Source organism: Pseudoalteromonas sp. NFXS39 (genome assembly GCF_040148775.1).
Classification (GTDB): Bacteria; Pseudomonadota; Gammaproteobacteria; order Enterobacterales; family Alteromonadaceae; genus Pseudoalteromonas; species Pseudoalteromonas apostichopi.
Map to the genome: position 1 here is coordinate 337,431 of NZ_JAGDEC010000005.1, position 17,627 is coordinate 355,057.

Annotated in this window: 18 protein-coding genes; 11 read left to right on the plus strand and 7 right to left on the minus strand. The window is 36.5% G+C overall.

Features of this window, described 5'->3' with window-relative positions; genetic code table 11:
- The first annotated feature begins 34 nt into the window (after window positions 1-34).
- The 3 genes from J3455_RS11910 (at window position 35) to J3455_RS11920 (ending at window position 1,853) form a co-directional block, all read left to right on the plus strand.
- On the plus strand, window positions 35-205 hold the full coding sequence (locus J3455_RS11910) for a hypothetical protein (protein ID WP_349561807.1): 171 nt from the start codon (window positions 35-37) through the stop codon (window positions 203-205).
- A gap of 174 nt (window positions 206-379) precedes the next feature.
- On the plus strand, window positions 380-946 hold the full coding sequence (locus tag J3455_RS11915; protein ID WP_349561808.1) for a hypothetical protein: 567 nt from the start codon (window positions 380-382) through the stop codon (window positions 944-946).
- Window positions 947-1,274: 328 nt separating this feature from the next.
- Window positions 1,275-1,853: a recombinase family protein gene (locus tag J3455_RS11920; protein ID WP_349561809.1), complete on the plus strand. Its 579-nt coding sequence runs from the start codon at window positions 1,275-1,277 to the stop codon at window positions 1,851-1,853.
- A gap of 96 nt (window positions 1,854-1,949) precedes the next feature.
- Here the strand turns inward: J3455_RS11920 and J3455_RS11925 are convergent, their stop codons facing one another.
- Window positions 1,950-2,357, minus strand: a complete 408-nt coding sequence (locus tag J3455_RS11925; RefSeq protein ID WP_349561810.1) for a type II secretion system protein — start codon at window positions 2,355-2,357, stop codon at window positions 1,950-1,952.
- A 63-nt stretch (window positions 2,358-2,420) separates the two neighbouring features.
- On the minus strand, window positions 2,421-3,194 hold the full coding sequence (locus J3455_RS11930; RefSeq protein ID WP_349561811.1) for a hypothetical protein: 774 nt from the start codon (window positions 3,192-3,194) through the stop codon (window positions 2,421-2,423).
- Window positions 3,195-3,688: 494 nt separating this feature from the next.
- On the opposite strand from J3455_RS11930, the gene J3455_RS11935 reads away from it, so the two are divergent.
- A complete protein-coding gene (locus J3455_RS11935) occupies window positions 3,689-4,567 on the plus strand; it encodes a LysR family transcriptional regulator (RefSeq protein WP_239977689.1) in 879 nt (292 codons plus the stop codon).
- Between the two features lie 50 nt (window positions 4,568-4,617).
- Here J3455_RS11935 and J3455_RS11940 read toward each other — a convergent pair whose 3' ends face one another.
- Together J3455_RS11940 and J3455_RS11945 are read right to left on the minus strand one after the other, a co-directional pair.
- Entirely contained in the window at window positions 4,618-4,965 is a 348-nt protein-coding gene (locus J3455_RS11940) for a hypothetical protein (protein WP_349561812.1), read from the minus strand.
- Between the two features lie 99 nt (window positions 4,966-5,064).
- Window positions 5,065-5,517, minus strand: a complete 453-nt coding sequence (locus J3455_RS11945; RefSeq protein WP_349561813.1) for a hypothetical protein — start codon at window positions 5,515-5,517, stop codon at window positions 5,065-5,067.
- 309 nt (window positions 5,518-5,826) lie between these two features.
- Here J3455_RS11945 and J3455_RS11950 point away from each other — a divergent pair, with 309 nt between their 5' ends.
- Entirely contained in the window at window positions 5,827-6,249 is a 423-nt protein-coding gene (locus J3455_RS11950; RefSeq protein WP_297330226.1) for a hypothetical protein, read from the plus strand.
- Between the two features lie 22 nt (window positions 6,250-6,271).
- Here the strand turns inward: J3455_RS11950 and J3455_RS11955 are convergent, their stop codons facing one another.
- Window positions 6,272-7,237, minus strand: a complete 966-nt coding sequence (locus tag J3455_RS11955) for a DUF5700 domain-containing putative Zn-dependent protease (RefSeq protein WP_349561814.1) — start codon at window positions 7,235-7,237, stop codon at window positions 6,272-6,274.
- A 372-nt stretch (window positions 7,238-7,609) separates the two neighbouring features.
- Window positions 7,610-9,049, minus strand: coding sequence for a serine hydrolase domain-containing protein (locus J3455_RS11965; RefSeq protein WP_349561816.1), 1,440 nt, complete (start codon window positions 9,047-9,049; stop codon window positions 7,610-7,612).
- Window positions 9,050-9,209: 160 nt separating this feature from the next.
- Here J3455_RS11965 and J3455_RS11970 point away from each other — a divergent pair, with 160 nt between their 5' ends.
- The 3 genes from J3455_RS11970 to J3455_RS11980 all read left to right on the plus strand — a co-directional run bounded on the left by J3455_RS11970 (window position 9,210) and on the right by J3455_RS11980 (window position 12,617).
- Window positions 9,210-11,249: a winged helix-turn-helix domain-containing protein gene (locus J3455_RS11970; RefSeq protein WP_349561817.1), complete on the plus strand. Its 2,040-nt coding sequence runs from the start codon at window positions 9,210-9,212 to the stop codon at window positions 11,247-11,249.
- 286 nt (window positions 11,250-11,535) lie between these two features.
- On the plus strand, window positions 11,536-11,955 hold the full coding sequence (locus tag J3455_RS11975) for a tetratricopeptide repeat protein (RefSeq protein ID WP_063705413.1): 420 nt from the start codon (window positions 11,536-11,538) through the stop codon (window positions 11,953-11,955).
- Between the two features lie 194 nt (window positions 11,956-12,149).
- The gene (locus tag J3455_RS11980) at window positions 12,150-12,617 is read left to right on the plus strand and encodes a tetratricopeptide repeat protein (protein WP_167657622.1); all 468 of its coding nucleotides are present in this window, start codon (window positions 12,150-12,152) and stop codon (window positions 12,615-12,617) included.
- 61 nt (window positions 12,618-12,678) lie between these two features.
- Here J3455_RS11980 and msrA read toward each other — a convergent pair whose 3' ends face one another.
- Complete coding sequence (msrA, locus tag J3455_RS11985) at window positions 12,679-13,956, minus strand: peptide-methionine (S)-S-oxide reductase MsrA (RefSeq protein WP_349561818.1); 1,278 nt, start codon at window positions 13,954-13,956, stop codon at window positions 12,679-12,681.
- Window positions 13,957-14,113: 157 nt separating this feature from the next.
- Between msrA and J3455_RS11990 the strand changes: the two genes are divergently transcribed.
- From J3455_RS11990 to J3455_RS12000, 3 genes are all read left to right on the plus strand, one after another.
- Window positions 14,114-15,637, plus strand: a complete 1,524-nt coding sequence (locus J3455_RS11990; protein ID WP_178927003.1) for a leucyl aminopeptidase — start codon at window positions 14,114-14,116, stop codon at window positions 15,635-15,637.
- A gap of 150 nt (window positions 15,638-15,787) precedes the next feature.
- Entirely contained in the window at window positions 15,788-16,456 is a 669-nt protein-coding gene (pxpB, locus tag J3455_RS11995; RefSeq protein ID WP_130051444.1) for a 5-oxoprolinase subunit PxpB, read from the plus strand.
- The gene (locus tag J3455_RS12000; RefSeq protein WP_349561819.1) at window positions 16,453-17,388 is read left to right on the plus strand and encodes a 5-oxoprolinase subunit C family protein; all 936 of its coding nucleotides are present in this window, start codon (window positions 16,453-16,455) and stop codon (window positions 17,386-17,388) included. Before pxpB ends, J3455_RS12000 begins: the two co-directional genes overlap by 4 nt.
- Window positions 17,389-17,627 lie beyond the last annotated feature (239 nt).

The following is a 17,627-nucleotide window of genomic DNA, read 5'->3' on the forward strand; positions in this document are numbered from 1 at the left end:
AGGGCTTATTTTTTGTCTAAGAGGATATTACACAATGACTGAAACAGATTACAGTATGAGAGATTTATTGATCTCTCTTGGGTATAGCTTTGAAAGCAGCACACCACCTGCATATTCATTTTGTTTAGCTTTGAGGCGAGCTAAAATTGACAAGTTAAAAATTGTTCAACTGGTCACTTTAGCTTATCCAGAACCAAACAAATAACCGCACTAATAAGAACAAAACACCGCACTAATAAGAAAACAACCAAAAAGAACAACTTGCAAAAAGCCCAACAATTCAATAGCCTTATAGCAATTTATAAATAAATTAATTGAATAGTCATAGGGTTTAGCTCTAGGTGATAGCGCGATTTATGAAATATTAGGGAGAGTGTGAATGTCTGAAACAAGTGAAGATAGATCTAAAAGAAACTTTGTAGATAACCTTTTAAGCTACAACTTCTCAAAGGAAATTAGAATTTATTTTAATGAATATGATTCTGAATATTCACATTTATATTCAAAGTTAATTAAACGTTTAAAGAAGTATCTATCAAACAGGCTTCCTAATTCGGTTTTATTAACAAGAATTACTTCTAACAAAGCACAGCACCCTGTATTAAACATATTCGTAGCTTTAGATGATGAAAAGGTAACTCAGAAAGAAATACGATCTTGGTTACTTAGCAATCCACTCGCTTATACAGATAAACAATCAGGTGAATTTATCGATTGCGATACAATTGGGATAAGCATCACAGGTAGATTCTCTAATGAAGAACTTCTTATGGGTTATGCGTCAACAGTCAAAAGTGAAAGACCTCACAACATTGAAATCTTTGAGATGAATATAAAACGAGTAACCTTGATGAACTCTAAGAATCACCACCTGAAATTAACCACTCAACAGATAAAGCATAGAAAAAAGTTAGTGAGAGAAAAGGTATTAGCTAAAAGGAAATAGCCCTATCTTGCTTAACAAACTGCACAAACAACACACCACCCCACCACAAAAAAAATATCACCCTCCACAAGACCAGGCTTATCACCTGTTAAGTTATTGATATATAACAACTTTCTATAAATGCACAATTTATATATCCGTTCGTTATTTATACAATAAGTTGCTAAGCTGTTGTTAGTAATAGGGTTTATTGTGTGGTGTGGTGCGCTGGCAATACTATCAATTGACTATGAGCTACCGAGTGAATTTATTTACCCTACCATATAGACAAAAACCAACCTATACGATAGGTTTTATCATATACCACTCATACGATAGGGTTTATCAAATGACAGATTACATTTATTCAAGAGTTAGTACTAAAGAGCAAAATTCACAATCACAAGCTAAAGAGCTTTTGCAATCATATCCTGACGCAATAGTCTATGAGGAAAAACAAAGCGGTAAAAACATGATAGACCGCCCAGTGTTTCAAGAGCTAATCAATACTGTTAAAGATGGTGACAGAATAATTGTTCGTGAGTTATCTAGAATAGGACGCAATACAAAAGACGTGATAACACTTTTTGAAGATTTAGAAGCCAAAGGTGTAGCTGTAATCATAAAAGAGCTTCAAATCGACTCAACAAGCGCTACAGGTAAGATGGTATTAACAATCATGGCTAGTGTGTCCCAAATGGAACGTGAGCTTATGCTGGAGCGTCAAAAGGCGGGTATTGAAGAAGCAAGACAAGCTGGAAAATATAAAGGGAAACAGCAGTCTCCTAAGACGGTGAAAGCCTGTAAAGAAGCCCTGAATTATGTTCAAGCTGGTATGCCTAAAGAAAAAGCAGCTAAAGGCGCAGGTATTGGTATCGCCACCCTATACCGCTATATCAACGCTGAGAATATCACACTGAACAATTAACAATGCTCGATATTTTGAGTAAATCCCCCCGATATTTGGGGGCTGTAACCCTTTGATTAAGCGTTGTAAGCAAACAAACTTATATTTTTTTAGCTATTACAACTCTACCTTGCCATCACTAATTTTAGCTTCTTCTTCATATCTCCACCTCCCAAGACTGCCATCTTCAAGTATTGCAGCCCATAGAATACTATCATCTGATATAGAACATACATACTTCCACAATGTGTTATCAATCTTCCTCACGTATGAAATTTCTACAAATGACATTAAAGAATCCTCTTTCATATATCTTGCATTCATAATATCCATAGGTTTATGAAATACTTTGGAAATATACTCTTTACATAGTGATATCTTATGAGCCTTTGAGAGATTTTGATTTCTATTAACATGTTTTTCAAGTGCGTCATCACTTTTCGGTAATAAAACACTTGCGACAATTCCAACTATAACTATCAAAAACACTATATGTACAAGGCTTAGACCTCTTGATTTATTCACATTTCCTCCTTGAGTCGCAATTCATATATATTTACCTAGCAAGAAGTGAGAAAAATAAATGAATTAATTCTTATATTTTCTTAATATATTTTTTCTAGCTTCTACACTCACTTTACTAGCAATAGCCCTAGCTGAGTACCAAGTGTTAACTTTAACCCCATCTACATGGCTATACCCATGCACAGCTAATAACTGATCTGCATAACCGCAAAGGTTAATAGAAAAATAATAAATGAATTCTGAAAGTTCATTTGCTGACAAACTTTCCTGAACTAATGCAAAAAAAGAGCTAGTTTTAAATTTAGTCCCTATATAAGTAAAAAAGGATATGCGTTCTTCGTTTATTTTACTGCTTAATTTAGGCATGCTTTTGAAATCGCGTTTATAAAGATTGAATTCTTCATCCGTAGGTGATGTCATATCAATAAAGAAGCTGTCAATGTCTCCATACATAGTGGGATACTCCCTAGCAGCTTTAACTAAATTATATATGTGACCAATTTCAACAACTCTAGGAAAACCATAGATACTCTCTTGCAATAAGTAATTTACTGTTTTTTCTATTTCTGGATAATGTGAAAATATTGAAGTATTGCACTGGTAAAACATCTTTGAGATATCATGCTTTACTAAGTCAAAATCTAAAGTAACATTCTCAGATTTATAGTTTTGACTTATAAAACGCATAAACTCTTTATTTGAAATTAACTCTAGTGCTATTTTTTCATCTACTTCCCTTAATTTAGGAGTATCTATCATCGAGGGATAAAGCTCATTACTAATTACAGGTAGAGAACTAAAAAGTATTACGACTAAAAAACAATACTTAAGCAACATAAAACTGCTTCCTTACAAATGTTAAATAAATAATCAATACTATGATACTTTCTAATTGTCTAGTAATTAAACAAAACAACCCCCTTCCATTTTGTACACAAACAACTATGATAGCGTCACACAATTTACACTTATCAATACTTCATAAGATAACTAAGAAAGAGTGAACCCTCGCAAGAGGGATTTTTTTTATCTAAAGTTCACCTTTGGCCGCACCATTTTGTCACATAAATAGTATAAAATGCCCTACCTTAGTGAATCGCTAGTATCTATTACTTAGACTATTACCAAAAAGGTAAAACTGCTAAGATCACTTTTTTGCTAAACATTAGCCTAAACATAGATTAAACGAGCGATTCGCGGCTGTTTTTTATACAATATAGCAAGAGTTAGCTATATTCATTCTTTAATCTCTATTTTTTTACATTTTGGGATAATAATTGCTTAGCAGTTAATTAACTAACAAGCGCTATTGAGACTTACTGAAATTAACTATGCAAACACCTATACGTGGCTTACGCTCATTTTGTTTTGCTGCTCGCACTCTTAGCTTTAAAGATGCAGCAAACCAGCTTTACCTTACGCCTTCTGCCGTAAGCCATCAGATCAAACAATTAGAAGAACAATTGGGTATTGAACTGTTCGAACGTCAAACCCGCTCTATCCGCTTAACTGCGGCTGGTAAGAATTTTTATGACTCTGTATCGCCGCTTATTAAAGCGCTAGAAAAAACCATCAATGAGTTTAGTCAGTTACAAGAAAATGTGACTATTAGTATTACGCTACCTGAGTTTTTCGCCAGTGAGCTTTTAATGCCAAAACTAAGCGAATGGACTAGCGATCATCCAAATACAAACTTACAGCTTAATACCTTAAAAACGCGTAAAGAACTGACTAAGCAAAGCGACTTGTCGATTGTATTGTCTTCGTCTAAACCGCATGAAGGCGTTGTACATGAGCTATTTTCGCTATCGTACACACCAGCTTGCAATAAAGAAAACTGGCAAGCATGGCAAGAAAACCCGTTTCAGGCCTTAAACGAAGTACCTCTTATTCTACATAAAGCACGGCCGTGGGCTTGGCATCAATGGGCAGAGCATGCTGGTATTGATGACTTTGCACCAAAACAAATTATTCAGGTTGATAGTATGTTTGGTGTGGCACGTGCGGCTCAACAGGGCATGGGTATTGCTCTTATCCCCTTGCCAATTAGTCAAACTTGGTTTGATGAGCAGTGGTTATTTAATTTCACCGATATGCCACTAAAAACCAAAGATAAGTACTACTTAGTACAACACGAGCCGGCAGAAACCAATGCACAACTAGAGCTATTTATTAAATGGATGATAGATACTTTTAAACACCTTAAGTGAGTGATAGAGCGTAATGACCCTCAAGTTAATTGAGGGTCAATTTTTAAAATTTAGCTTTTAGACTTTGTCACCAAAATACTCACTTTGTTTTCACCAATTTCAAATGACGCTTTTTTACCATATTCCACAATAAAAGAAGGTGTAAAATAGCTGCCAGCGAGCGTGATTGATGTTTCTACAGCCGCCGTATTCTCTTTTTGTGGTGTAACTTTAACTTCATAGTTAAACCCCTCACCTATATAGATGGTCGCAGGTTGCTTTTCTTCCACCCGCATTACTGGCGATGCTAGTAGCTCATTCGCTTTATAAACAGATGTTTCAACTTGAAAACTATCAGCTGCGAAACAACTTGTTGATGCTAAAAATACTCCAGCTACTAAACCTAACTGTTTTTTCATATTTATTTCCTTATCTCATTTATAGGGTTTGTCCGTAATTAATATCAGTTAGTACGTTTATTTGATACACAGAAATTTCTGAATCTCAAACTATCTCTGTTAAAGCTTTCGGTAATAAACATCAATGGTATGTGTTATGGCTTCATAGCGGTTATTTTCATGTTTAAAACACGCTTTGCGCTGCTCTTTCTCTTCGTAGTTTTTACCTTCAACAACGACTTGATCTAAAGTTTGTGAACGTGCACAAAATTGTCTTTTTGAAATTGTTTCTATTTTGACTGATTCAGCTTTTGAGCGCGGCAATGAACTAGGCTTTGGGTTTTGCTTCATGCCTTCAAGTAACTGAGCTTTAGTAACAGGCACAGTATCTGACCCTATTCCTGGAACATGCAATGTTTGTTTAATCGTATAGTTTTTACTTAATAATGGCGCAAACAAAGATACATCGTTGCTCAAATAAGCCTGCTCAAAATTAAGATAAACAGCGACTTTATCTTCAGCAGCATTGGCAATAACAGGCCCTATAAGTAACAACGCGAATATCAGTTTCATGGTTATACGCTTATTTTTATGAATAAACTCAATGACTATACATACCACCATAAAGTACCGATTTTATTTTTAATTAACAACAATTTGTTTGTTTTCTGTACTCTTTAGGTATTAAAACCCCGTGTCTACTTTATCCGGGTCAGATTCAGAAGGCTTACGGCTCAAAGATTAATTCACTGCATTAGACTAAAGTCTATAGGTTAAATTTCCTCATCTATTAGGTCATTTTTTATCGTTTGTTGAATTTGCGCTGTTCAATTAAAGTTCATTTGTCGGCGATTGATACCGATTTAAATAGAGGAAAAGATTATGTTTAGTACACTTATGAAACGCGTTGCACTTAGCTCTTTATTAACTTGTTCAGCTATGGCAGTGGCTGATCAAAGTGACTACAAATTGATGGTAATTGACCAGTCTATTACTGCTAATGTTGCAGAAAACCGTCAATACGAACAGGCATTTAATGATTGCGCTTTGAGTGTGAAAGATAAAAAGTTCTCTGAAGCTGAAACATTATGCTCTAAAGCAATCAGCTTACTAAGTACTAGTAAAGTACCTAGTCATAAACGTCGCGAATTAACGTCGTTTACGTTAAGCAATCGTGGTGTTGCCCGCATCATGTCTGAAAACGACACTGCAGCACTGTCTGACTTTTACGAAGCAGTACAAATTTCAGGTAACGAGTTAGTTGAGCACAACTTAACTCGTGCGAAAAAGAACTTAGCGTTATAAGTTCTCACAGAATTGTGTTGTCTCAAAACCCAGCTTCGGCTGGGTTTTGTCGTTTATGTGTTATTAGTTTTTTGTTTTGCGATTCTATTAATGAATCAAGCTCTTTAAGTAATAGGCTCTCTACGGTCTTTTTATCCAATTTTGCCAATTGTTCTAAGCTGTAATTTTTGCCAATTTCTTTAGCTAAAATATAACCTAGATAGTAACCTCTCCTGTATGGTAGGTTTGTCTCGTCCTGTGTGAAATTGAAAAATGAAGAATATGTTTCAGGCTTTATTGAATAAAACTTTTTCTTAAGGTCAACGAGAGAATACAGCTCTCTTGATTGAATCTTTTCAATCAGATTGTCAGGTATGTTTAGCATCAATTCATCATCACTGGCTGACGGAGTTAATTTATGTGAAACGTAAGTTGCTAATCCCTCAGTCCAAATAGAGCACCATAGCTCATCCTCACATTGAAATAATTTTTCATGATAAACATGAAATAGTTCGTGATGAAAAAATGGCGTATCATTTTTCCAATTATGATATTTGGCCATAAGATCGACACCAAACATTAAGTAAGACTTACCATTCAAATCACGAGTTGCACCATTGAACCTTCCAAGCGAGTGAAGTATGTAAATGGGTGTTTCAGATTTGAAATTGGGGAAAGTAGCAATGAATGATTCCATACTGCTATTTAAATCTTTAGATAAACGCTTATTTTTTGAGTGATAAACCTCTTCTATTGCACTAAAACCCGCAATAGCTTTCAAAAAGCTTTTATCACTATAAAAAGGTGCAAATTGAGAAGCGAAATGTTGAGAGAACTGCTCTGCTCTTCTTTCTTGTGTCAAAGTCTGGGTTGACTGATATAAAGTATAAAAATCATCCGCGAGATTAATTACTTCGACGTCAGCTGACTGGGCGTTAGCAAACGTCTTAAATGAAAGCACTCCAGATATGAATGTTGGCAGTAAAAGAGCTTTAGATAATTTTTTCATAATATATTTAGTAATATTTGTAAGGTTTAAGTCAGATACGTTGAGGCTTTGGTATTCCTGACGCCCAGTAGCTTTTTGAAATAAACCTGTAAATTACATCAATATCGAGGTCAGTTTTATCCGTGCTGATTTTATATGCTTGCACCAGTATCCCTTTATGATGTTAACACCAGTTATTTAAGAAGTTTAGTTTTAACAAAGTTACTAACCGATTGCTACATATAAAATTAGAGCGCATTTTAAACAAGGAATAGCCTACTGACACAAACACTGCCACAACGTAAAACCATTACATTGTTATTAAATTTAACAATAATAGATTTGCATGTTGTTTATTAGGGGCTTTAATACGCCCCTAATTTTAATGAATTTTTACAAACGCTTTATTAGTTGATCTACTTTTGCCACAACAGGCCATGCAGAAGATTGATAATTGCCTAACACAACTAAAATATACCCCTTGTCCATATACATATTTAGCCTGGCAGTCATACCTAAATGCGAACCATTATGCCCAACAATCGTATTTCCTTCTGAGTTTCTGACTGAAAACCCATAGCCCCAGTTTGGCGCATTAAGTTCAGGCTTTGCTGTAAGGGCAACTTTAGAAAGCTCAAGACTGAGTAACCCTCCATTTTGCATAGCCAAGGCGAACTTATGTAAATCGCCTACCGTTGAGTATCCACCACCTGCTGGCCCCCCTTTCACTGATTGAAACATTAAGTTTTCAGTTACTTGACCCGTTTCTACTGAGAACCAATAATTCCGAGCAGTGTTCTTGACCGGTACGTCTAGATCAAAACTTCCGCTTTGTTGCATGTTGGCTTTTTGATAAATATTTTTGTTAATGAAATCAAAATAACTTTCGCCAGTAACATTCTCAATAATCTGACCAAGTAATGTCACACCTGTATTGCTATATCGCCATTGTGTTCCAGGTTCAAATGTTGTGTTAATAGACGTGTATAAATGTTGAATATCTTTGAGTGAACGCACTTTATTTTCTATTTCGCCATACCCAGACATATTGCCAATACCCGATGTATGACTTAATAAATGTCGGATCTTAATTTTTTCAAAGTCGCCCTTGCCTAAAAGGCTTTTATCAATAAATTTAGTTAACGAATCATCAAGAGATAGTTTGCCAGCTTCAACCAATTGCAATATAGCAACACTCGTAAACATCTTATTCATTGAGCCAATCTGAAACTTAGTATCTAAGTTATTTTTTACATCATAGCGATGTGAAGCGAGGCCATATGCAGCGTTAAATAAAACATTATTATGTTTGGCAAGTAGTATTGTGCCAGAGAAAGCACCATTCTTAGCAAGCCTCTCAGTATATTCTTTAACCTCTTTAACTAATTGAGACTCAGTAAATGAACCTTTAGAGTCTGGGTTTTGAGGGTCAGCCTCGATATACCAACCCGTAATTGCTTGTAATGGCTCATTATTAAAAAGAATAACCACCTCGTGCTGCATTTCGGTATTTTTTGAATACACTTTACTGATATGTCGTATACGATTATTTGAGGTTTCAAGCTCTGTTGAAATAACATTCAACTCGCCATGGAAAAGTGCGGTGTTGATAGAATACCCAACATATCGATCTTTGCCTGTACCATCCCAACGCGCAAGAGAGTCTGGCGAAAAGTTCTTTACTACAAATCCTTCAACCTTATTTAAATCTTTGCTGTTCAAAACAGTGATGAATTGATTAGCCAAATTGTTATAGTCTATTTCTTTTGTTGCCTGTGCTTGTTGACTAATGCAAGAGATAAAAATTATAAGCGTAATTAAATATTGCTTCACTTTATATTCCTTTTACTATTTATTGATTAAGATGGCACTGGGCCTTTTGATAATTTTTTACTGTTATGAATCGTAAAAAGCGATGAAGCACCAATTAAGAAAACATTAAGAAAGCATTAAGCTTAAAATAACCAATAATAACAACAGGATAAGATTAGCTTTGAGTGTAAGTGAATTGCCAAATCAATTTTGTATTAATGACTTTCTGATTGATGTTGAAACTGGCGAGGTAGTAAGTGAAGGTAAAGTCCAAGTTATAGAACCTAAAGTGATGGCTCTTCTGCTGGTTTTTGCTCAAAGACCGCGACAAGTTCTATCGGCCGAAATGCTTTTTGAAATTGTCTGGCCACAGGCAATTTACAGTCCAAACTCAGTTCGAAGAAATATCGCACTTTTAAGGCAAGCATTGTCTGATGACAACAAAAGCATTATCAAAACACACCCAAAACGAGGCTACAGCCTTGACGCTCAAATACATTTTCCTGATAAGAAAGCAATCACCTCATCTAAAGAACTACTACACAAAAAATATTTAAAGCAAACACTGTTACTTGTCCCTGTTCTATTTATCTTTATATTGTTTTTTAGTTTCTTTAGCTCAAGTAATGACATTTCTCTAGAGAACCTTGAGCCAGTTACGGCAAGTAATGAAAAAGAACGCTTCATGCAAGTTAGCCCTGATGGGCGGTTTGTCGCTTATATTCAAGCTACCAATAAACCAAACAAGCGAAAGCTTTTAATCAAAGACCTAAAATTAAATTCACATTGGCAACTAAATACAACCTTAAAAGCATTTACCTATCTTGCATGGAATAAAAACACAAATGCACTGGTTTATTCATTTAAAGGGGAAGAAGGTATCTCATTTAACCGCTTACTACTGAATGATCAGGCTAAAGTAGTAAATGAAGAAAAGCTTTTCTCGCGTAGCGATATTACTTGGAACAGTTTGTTTTTTATAGATGACCAGCAAAACCTTTATTATTTGGCTAATCGAAATAGCTCCGAGCACAGCCGAAATGTAAGCTTGTATCGCCATAACTTGATAACTGGCAATTATGAAAAACTACTCCAGCCAAGTGATGACTTTAAACCTTATAAACTCGCTTTATCACCAGATCAAAAACAATTAGCATTAGTTGGGTTTAATGAAAATGCAATATCTGAAGTAAAGCTTTTAAACTTAGCGAGTAGCGAACTTACATCAGTCGGTAAAATCGATCATAACTGGCATTTTATGGATTGGTTTGAAGATGGTGATTCTTTGCTGCTAAGCAATGGCAGTGAGTTAAAGCAACTTAAATTAAGCGGAGAACTAACTACTCTGAATTTTAAAAGCTATAACTTTTTGGTTTATCCCCAAATAGTTAAAGACAAGCTTTATTTTATTGAAGCTAAGTCTGATCAAGATATCTTAATTAGTAGTTTAGATTTACTGCCTACTCCTACCAAAATTATAAACTCTAACACTATTGATAAAGGAGCTGCACTTTCACCGGATGAAAAACACATTGCCTACATGTCAATGAAACATGGACTACCTCAACTTTTTTTAAAAAATATAGAGAATGAAAAAGAAACATTACTGTTTGAGAACACTAAGCAAGAATTTGCTTTATCAAAGCCTATCTGGGACATCTCGGGTACCCGCATAGCAAGCAGTATAAATAACAAACCGTTTATTATTGAGTTTGAACAGAACCAATTCTCAGTCAGATGGTTAAATGAAATCATTGGTGAACCAATAGCGTGGTATAAAAAGTCAGATGCCATTTTGTTTGTTGATAAGAACACTCACAATGACGAGATAGTTAGGTTTAATTTAACTACTAATCAGATAGTGTCATTGAACACACAATTGACCTATAAAGAAGTCTTTTTAAATGATAAAGACGAATTACTGAGCTTTCACAATGGCCGAGTTATCAGCAATGGACACACTAACCTTTTAAATAATAAGCATTTTATTTTAAGTGTCTATCCACAAGAAAATGGTTTTTTCTATCAATACACACAAAATCAGACACCTACTATGAATTTTTATGATTATAAACAAGGTGTTCAAAATCTAAGTAATGATTTTCAACAGTTTTGCGTAGTGTTTTGTAGCCAAATAACAGCACTAAACGGGAATACCATTTTATTAAAAGAACAACATGATACGGCAGATATTTTAGTTTTGAAAATAGCTCTAAAGTAATAGCCATTCTTCTAGATATCTGCCGTATACCTACAAATCTACTTGCTAGGGGCACTCTCTGAAATAAAGCAATGACATTAGTGTGTAAGTTTAATAGCTTAATTGGTTTTTTAATATTCAAATTCCCCCCTCTACTACCCCGCCACACCTCAAATACTGAGTAATTACTCTATAGATTAAATTTCTTCATCTATCAGTTTTAATTTAATCGTTTGTTTAGCTTATAGGAATATTTTAAAGTTCACTCGTTGGCAAGAAACACCAACTTATTCAGAGGAAAACTATCATGTTAAAAACACTTGTAACCACTATTGCACTTAGCTCTTTATTAACTTGCTCAGCGATGGCAGTAGCCGATCAAGCTGATTATAAACTGATGGTTATTGAGCAAGCTCAAACTAACGACAATGCAACTAGCCAATACGAAACTGCCTTCAACCGCTGTGCATTAAGCGTTAAAGAAAAGAATTTTTCAGAAGCGGAAAGCCTGTGTACTCAAGCAATTTCTCTTCTAAGCACAAGTAAAGTACCAGGTTACAAACGCCGCGAATTAACATCGTTTGCACTTAGTAACCGTGGTGTTGCACGCATCATGTCTGAAAACGATACTGCTGCACTTTCTGACTTTTATGAAGCAGTGCAAATTTCTAAAAACGAACTTGTTAACCATAACTTAAGCCGCGCAAAACAAAACCTAGCGCTGTAAAAGTTACCCCAACCAAATTGTTGTCGAAAGCCCGGTTCTTGTGTGTTCTGACCGGGCTTTTTTTCGTCTTAAATATCTGCTTTATAGAATACTTTTCTTCACCTAACGGGTGCGATTATCTCGTTTGTCAGTTTTATACAGTGTTTCTAACTTAATAGAGTAAGCATATTGCTTACACTAACAAGGAGAAAACAATGTTTAAATTAAATCTTAAACCCTGCCTGTGGTTAATATTATTTGTTTGTTCAAATTTTGTATTTGCCAACAACAACGACTTTAAACTCATGGTTGTTGACGATAACGCAAGCTCAAAAGCAATTATGCAAGGTAACTTTGCTAATAATTCTTTAGAGACAATGAACGAAGCTAACAACTATATCGTGCCATTTAATCGTTGCGTTGCGAGTGTGAAACTGAAGCAGTTTGATAAAGCTGATCAAGATTGCTCTCAAGCAATCGCGATGCTTAAAAAGGTCAATGCTCCACACTATAAGCGTAATGAACTGACGTCTTATGCATTAAGTAATAGAGGTATTGCCAGACTAATGGCGAAAAATGATACGGCAGCCATTGCCGATTTCTATGAGGCTGTGCAGCTAAATAATAACGAGCTGGTGTCGTTTAACTTAAATCTCGCTAAACAGGAATTAAAATTGTGGTAAAAAGTCATCAGGCTAAAAGAAAACCAGCCATGTCGGCTGGTTTTCTTATATCAATTACCTTTTAAGATTTATCTCTTGGCACAAAATCAAGCACTGTAGCATTTATGCAGTATCTATCTTTACCTCTTGGCCCTTCACCAGGGAACAAATGACCTAAGTGAATGCCGGAGCTTTTTGACTTAAGCTCAATTCGCTGCATGCCGTAACTATTATCTTCATGCATTGTCACACTATCTTTTACAGGATGAGTAAATGAAAGCCAACCGGTGCCAGAATTGAATCTGTCTCGGGTGTCAAAAAGCGGCGCACCACTTAACTTATCAATGAAAATTCCATCAGGTGTATTTTTAAAGATATCGTATTGTTTACAAAAAGGGCTGTCTGTAGTCGCATGAAAAGCCACTCTAAAAGCTTCACTGTCACCCAGCTTAAATGCGCCTAACGCTTTGTAAAACTCACCTTTACTAACATACCCTTGGCGACCATAAACCTCTTCACCATTTTCTATAAATAATAACGTGGGTGTTGCCCATGTTGGCGTTTTAATCGATAAGCCATCAAGTTCATCAGCATGGCGAAAGGTCATAGGGATTGACCCCATGTATTCATTGGCGACGTCTTTTTTAAATTTTTCACAGTATGGGCAATAACCTTTAGCATCTATCACTACAATTTGCTTACCTGCCAATAAGGCTGTGTTATCAACCTGCTGTTTTTCTACTGGTGTAAAAACAACGCCTGTTGAGTGATCTGGGCAATAACCATTAGGATTTTTCTTTAAATAATCTTGGTGATAATCCTCAGCAGCATAAAACGCATCAAGCGGTTTTATCACAGTTACAATCTTGCCAAACCCTGCTGCTGTTAGTTTCTCTTGATATTCATCTTTAAGTTTATTGGCAATCTCGAGTTGCTCATTATTACTAGTCAAAATTGTTGAGCGATATTGAGTACCAATATCATTACCTTGGCGATTTAGCTGAGTAGGATCATGGTTTTCAAAATAGTGTTTTAAAAGTGATTGTGTTGTTAACTCGTTACTGTTGTATGTCACTTTAACTACTTCTGCGTAATTGTTTTCATCAAAACGACGAGAACTACGAGTAATATTTTTGTAGGTTGCTTTAAATCCATGCCCATCAGCATAACCAGATACCGCATCTAACACGCCATCCAGTGCTTCATAACGTTTTTCTGCTCCCCAAAAGCAACCCGAGCCAAGCACTATAGTTTCGATATGCCCTGTTGCATTATCTGGCATTGTTTCAGCTTTAATTGGGCTGATGGTGAAAATGGCACTGCAAGTGAATAGTGTCAGTAACATCGACTTAATTGTCATACTAATTTCCTCGTAAAAGCCTGTATTTAATAGAGACCGAGCATAGGTATTAATAATTTCAACTTAAACGCATGCAAACAGCGATTCACCGCTAACAATTTAACTCTTAACCTTATTTACGGTAAAACACAGCTTTTTAACATTGGGATATTAAAAAATGAAAATTGCACACAGCTTATCTGCTATTGCATTAGGATTAACACTTGCTACGCAAGTGAATGCCGCAGAGTTCACTTTTGCAAAATCAATTAAACCGAACGACAACACCTTAGTTTTATTTTTAGATACAGATAGCCAAGTTGCTAACTTTAATTATTTAAAACCAGAAACCCAAACTCACTTAAACAAAGTTATTGAGTTTAGTGACTTTAAAGCTGGCTATGGCAAAACATTAGAAGTAATCGCGCCAAATGGTAGCGAACACCAACGCATCTTACTTGTTGGCTTAGGAGAGCAGCCGAAGCTGGATGCAGCAAAAATGGCAAAACTGGGTGGTAATGTTCACGCTAAATTACAGTCTGCTAAACAAGCAACTGTAAGCCTAGATTTTTCTGAGTTAAAAGACAGCGCAATCAATGCTAAATACGCTGCTGAATTTGCTCATGGTGCGAATTTACGTGACCATCGTTTTGAGCAATATAAAAAAGAACAAGACAGCCATGTTGTTAACTACACGGTTGATGTTGAAAATTTAGACCAAGCAGTCAAAACTCACAAATTACTGCAAAGTATTGAGCAAGGTGTTTTTTTAGCGCGCGATTTAACGTCTGAAGTTGCAACAGAAATGACTCCTGCTGATTTTGCAAAAGCTGCAAAAGAGCTTAAAAAGTTAGGAGTTAAAATCACTGTTTTAGAACCTAAGCAAATCAAAAAGCTTGGCATGGGCGCACTTGAAGCGGTTGGTCGTGGTAGTGAAGAAGGTTCACGTTTAGTTGTTGCTCATTATCAAGGTAATAAAAACACGCCTATCGCATTAATAGGTAAAGGTATTACCTTTGATTCGGGTGGTTATAGTATTAAAACAGGTGCATCCATTGCCCGCATGAAGTCAGACATGGCAGGCGCAGCAGCAGTACTAGGTACTGTAAAAGCAATGGCACTTGCTAAAGCCGACACTAACGTAGTTGCTGTGATGGGCATGGCTGCAAATATGGTGTCACAGTTTTCTGTAGCGCCGGGTGATGTAGTTAGAACTGCTGAAGGTTTAAGCGTTGAGATTGTCAATACGGATGCTGAAGGCCGCTTAGTTCTAAGTGACGCAATGTGGTATGCCCGCGACAAGTTTAAGCCGAGCATTATGGTAGATGTTGCAACCCTAACAGGCTCTAAAATTCGTGCTGTGGGTAATGAATATGCTGCGGTATTCTCTGATGACGATACACTTGTTGAGCAGTTAACAGTGGCTGGTAAACAAGTAAACGAAAACCTATGGCGTTTACCACTAGGTTACAAAGATGCCTTAAAATCAGACATTGCCGACCTAAAAAATATCGGCTCACATGGCCCTGGTGCGACTACAGCTGCAAGTTTCTTACAACACTTTGCTGGTGAAACTCGCTGGGTTCACATTGATATTGCTGGCAACGCGCTAAACTCTAAAGCTAAAGATGAACTAGCTGAAGGCGGAACTGGTTACGGTGTACGTTTATTATCTAATTGGTTATTAAATAACGCACAGTAATTGCTATTGCACTTTTCAAGTGGCTATAAGTAATTATAGCCACTTGATTGTCATGAGTTTTTCTAATTAACACCAAAGACACATTTACATCATCAACATCCAGCCTATATGCTAAGAAGCATTAAGGGATAATAATAAGATTAATGAGTAATGACGACGACCAATAGCACACCTAAGATTATGGCGCTCACTACACACAGCATTTTTTTTGATGCCTACGTGACAGGAAGCGACACACTTAATACACAAAAGAAAATATGGGCATTAGCTCAGTACTGTAAAAATAGTGATGATTTTGTTGATGTAGTTCCTGCCAATAATAATTTAACCCTATATTTAAAAGAACCAACTCAACTTGCAGGCTGGCTACCAAGATTACTTGAGCAATGGCACGAACTTAAATCCAGTGACTTTAATTCGCGTCATCATAAGTTAGCTACGCGCTACGGCGGTGAATATGGGCCTGATATCGCGCATGTTGCTAAGCATCATAACCTCTCTGTCGACGAAGTTGCTCAAATGCACAGCAATGCCAAATACCATGTTCTGTTTTTAGGCTTTAAACCCGGCTTTGCTTATTTAGATGGTTTAAATCCAAAGCTTTTTACACCTCGTCATGCTGAACCACGGCTTTCTGTACCAAAAGGTTCTGTTGCTATCGGCGGTGAGCAAACGGGTATTTACCCTGAAACTTCCCCCGGTGGCTGGCAGATTATCGGCCATACAGATTTTAAATTATTTGATATTAATGCTGCTTCACCATGTGCTATTGAGCCCGGCGATACTTTAGAGTTTGTTATTCAGGAGGTGTTAAAATGATCACTATCATCAAACCTGGCATGCAAATGTCTATACAAGATCAAGGTCGCACAGGATCTCGTCACTTAGGAATTGGTCAATCTGGTTGTATCGACCCTTATGCGCAAATAATAACGAACCGTTTAGTCGGCAATGATGATAATAATCCAGTAATCGAAATCACCTTAGGTCTTGCTGAAATACAATTTGATAATGATTATTACATTGCACTGCATGGCACTGATATGAAAGCCACAGTGAACGGCAATGCCGTGGAACCAGGATGGAGTTTTTATATCAAAAAAGGTGATGTATTAAAGCTCAATGCAGCACGCCATGGTTTTAGAAGTTACCTTGCGATTGGCGGCGAGTGGCATTTACCAGAGCCTATTTTAGATTCTTACTCAACTGATATTTCAGCTGGTTTTGGTGGTTTAACCGGTCACGCACTGCAAACTGGTGATACCTTTAAAATTACACCTAAGTACAAGACCAAAATTGGTTTAGGCGCCATGCTTCCACCTAAAAGTACGCAAATACGTATTCATGCTGCACCACACGCCGCGTTGCTACCTAAAAACACCATAGTAAACTTTATTAATCATTCATGGCATGTGTCTCCTAACAGCAACCGCATGGGCACAAGACTATTAAGTGATGAGTGTGATATCAGCCATGATATTTCACTACCATCTATGGCTGTTGCTCCTGGGTGTATCCAGTTACCACCAAACGGTGAACCCATAGTGCTTTTAAATGATGCGCAAACAACGGGGGGTTACCCATTACTTGGTACAGTGATCGAAGCAGATCTTCGTCACTTTGCACAATTAAAACCAGGCGATTTCTTACACTTTAAGTTTGTGACACTCAAAGAAGCGCATGAAGCACAAGAAAAGCTAACTGCACACTTAAATCAACTTGCGATAGCCCTTAACTATATTAATAAATAACTCATAATTTATTTAAGTTAAAATTAGCGAGCAAAGCTAACCTTTGCTCGCGCTATCTTTACGACTTGTCTATACATTTAAAAAGGTAAAAAACCACACATTTTTTTGCACCAAAGCTGTGCAGGTCATTTAGTAATAAGAGCCTTTATATTAGGCCCTATATCACCCGATTTGTGCAAATCAAGCATTTAAACTGCTCAGCCTTTAACCACTTACCCCATAGTGGTGCAAAGACATAA

Coding starts and splice junctions, on each gene's coding strand:
- J3455_RS11920 (WP_349561809.1), top strand. CDS start 1,275: ATGACAGATTACATTTATTCAAGAGTTAGTACTAAAGAGCAAAATTCA.
- J3455_RS11990 (WP_178927003.1), top strand. CDS start 14,114: ATGAAAATTGCACACAGCTTATCTGCTATTGCATTAGGATTAACACTT.
- J3455_RS11935 (WP_239977689.1), top strand. CDS start 3,689: ATGCAAACACCTATACGTGGCTTACGCTCATTTTGTTTTGCTGCTCGC.
- J3455_RS11915 (WP_349561808.1), top strand. CDS start 380: ATGTCTGAAACAAGTGAAGATAGATCTAAAAGAAACTTTGTAGATAAC.
- J3455_RS11950 (WP_297330226.1), top strand. CDS start 5,827: ATGTTTAGTACACTTATGAAACGCGTTGCACTTAGCTCTTTATTAACT.
- msrA (WP_349561818.1), bottom strand. CDS start 13,956: ATGACAATTAAGTCGATGTTACTGACACTATTCACTTGCAGTGCCATT.
- J3455_RS11945 (WP_349561813.1), bottom strand. CDS start 5,517: ATGAAACTGATATTCGCGTTGTTACTTATAGGGCCTGTTATTGCCAAT.
- J3455_RS11930 (WP_349561811.1), bottom strand. CDS start 3,194: ATGTTGCTTAAGTATTGTTTTTTAGTCGTAATACTTTTTAGTTCTCTA.
- J3455_RS11980 (WP_167657622.1), top strand. CDS start 12,150: ATGTTTAAATTAAATCTTAAACCCTGCCTGTGGTTAATATTATTTGTT.
- J3455_RS12000 (WP_349561819.1), top strand. CDS start 16,453: ATGATCACTATCATCAAACCTGGCATGCAAATGTCTATACAAGATCAA.
- J3455_RS11910 (WP_349561807.1), top strand. CDS start 35: ATGACTGAAACAGATTACAGTATGAGAGATTTATTGATCTCTCTTGGG.
- J3455_RS11940 (WP_349561812.1), bottom strand. CDS start 4,965: ATGAAAAAACAGTTAGGTTTAGTAGCTGGAGTATTTTTAGCATCAACA.
- J3455_RS11975 (WP_063705413.1), top strand. CDS start 11,536: ATGTTAAAAACACTTGTAACCACTATTGCACTTAGCTCTTTATTAACT.
- J3455_RS11955 (WP_349561814.1), bottom strand. CDS start 7,237: ATGAAAAAATTATCTAAAGCTCTTTTACTGCCAACATTCATATCTGGA.
- pxpB (WP_130051444.1), top strand. CDS start 15,788: ATGACGACGACCAATAGCACACCTAAGATTATGGCGCTCACTACACAC.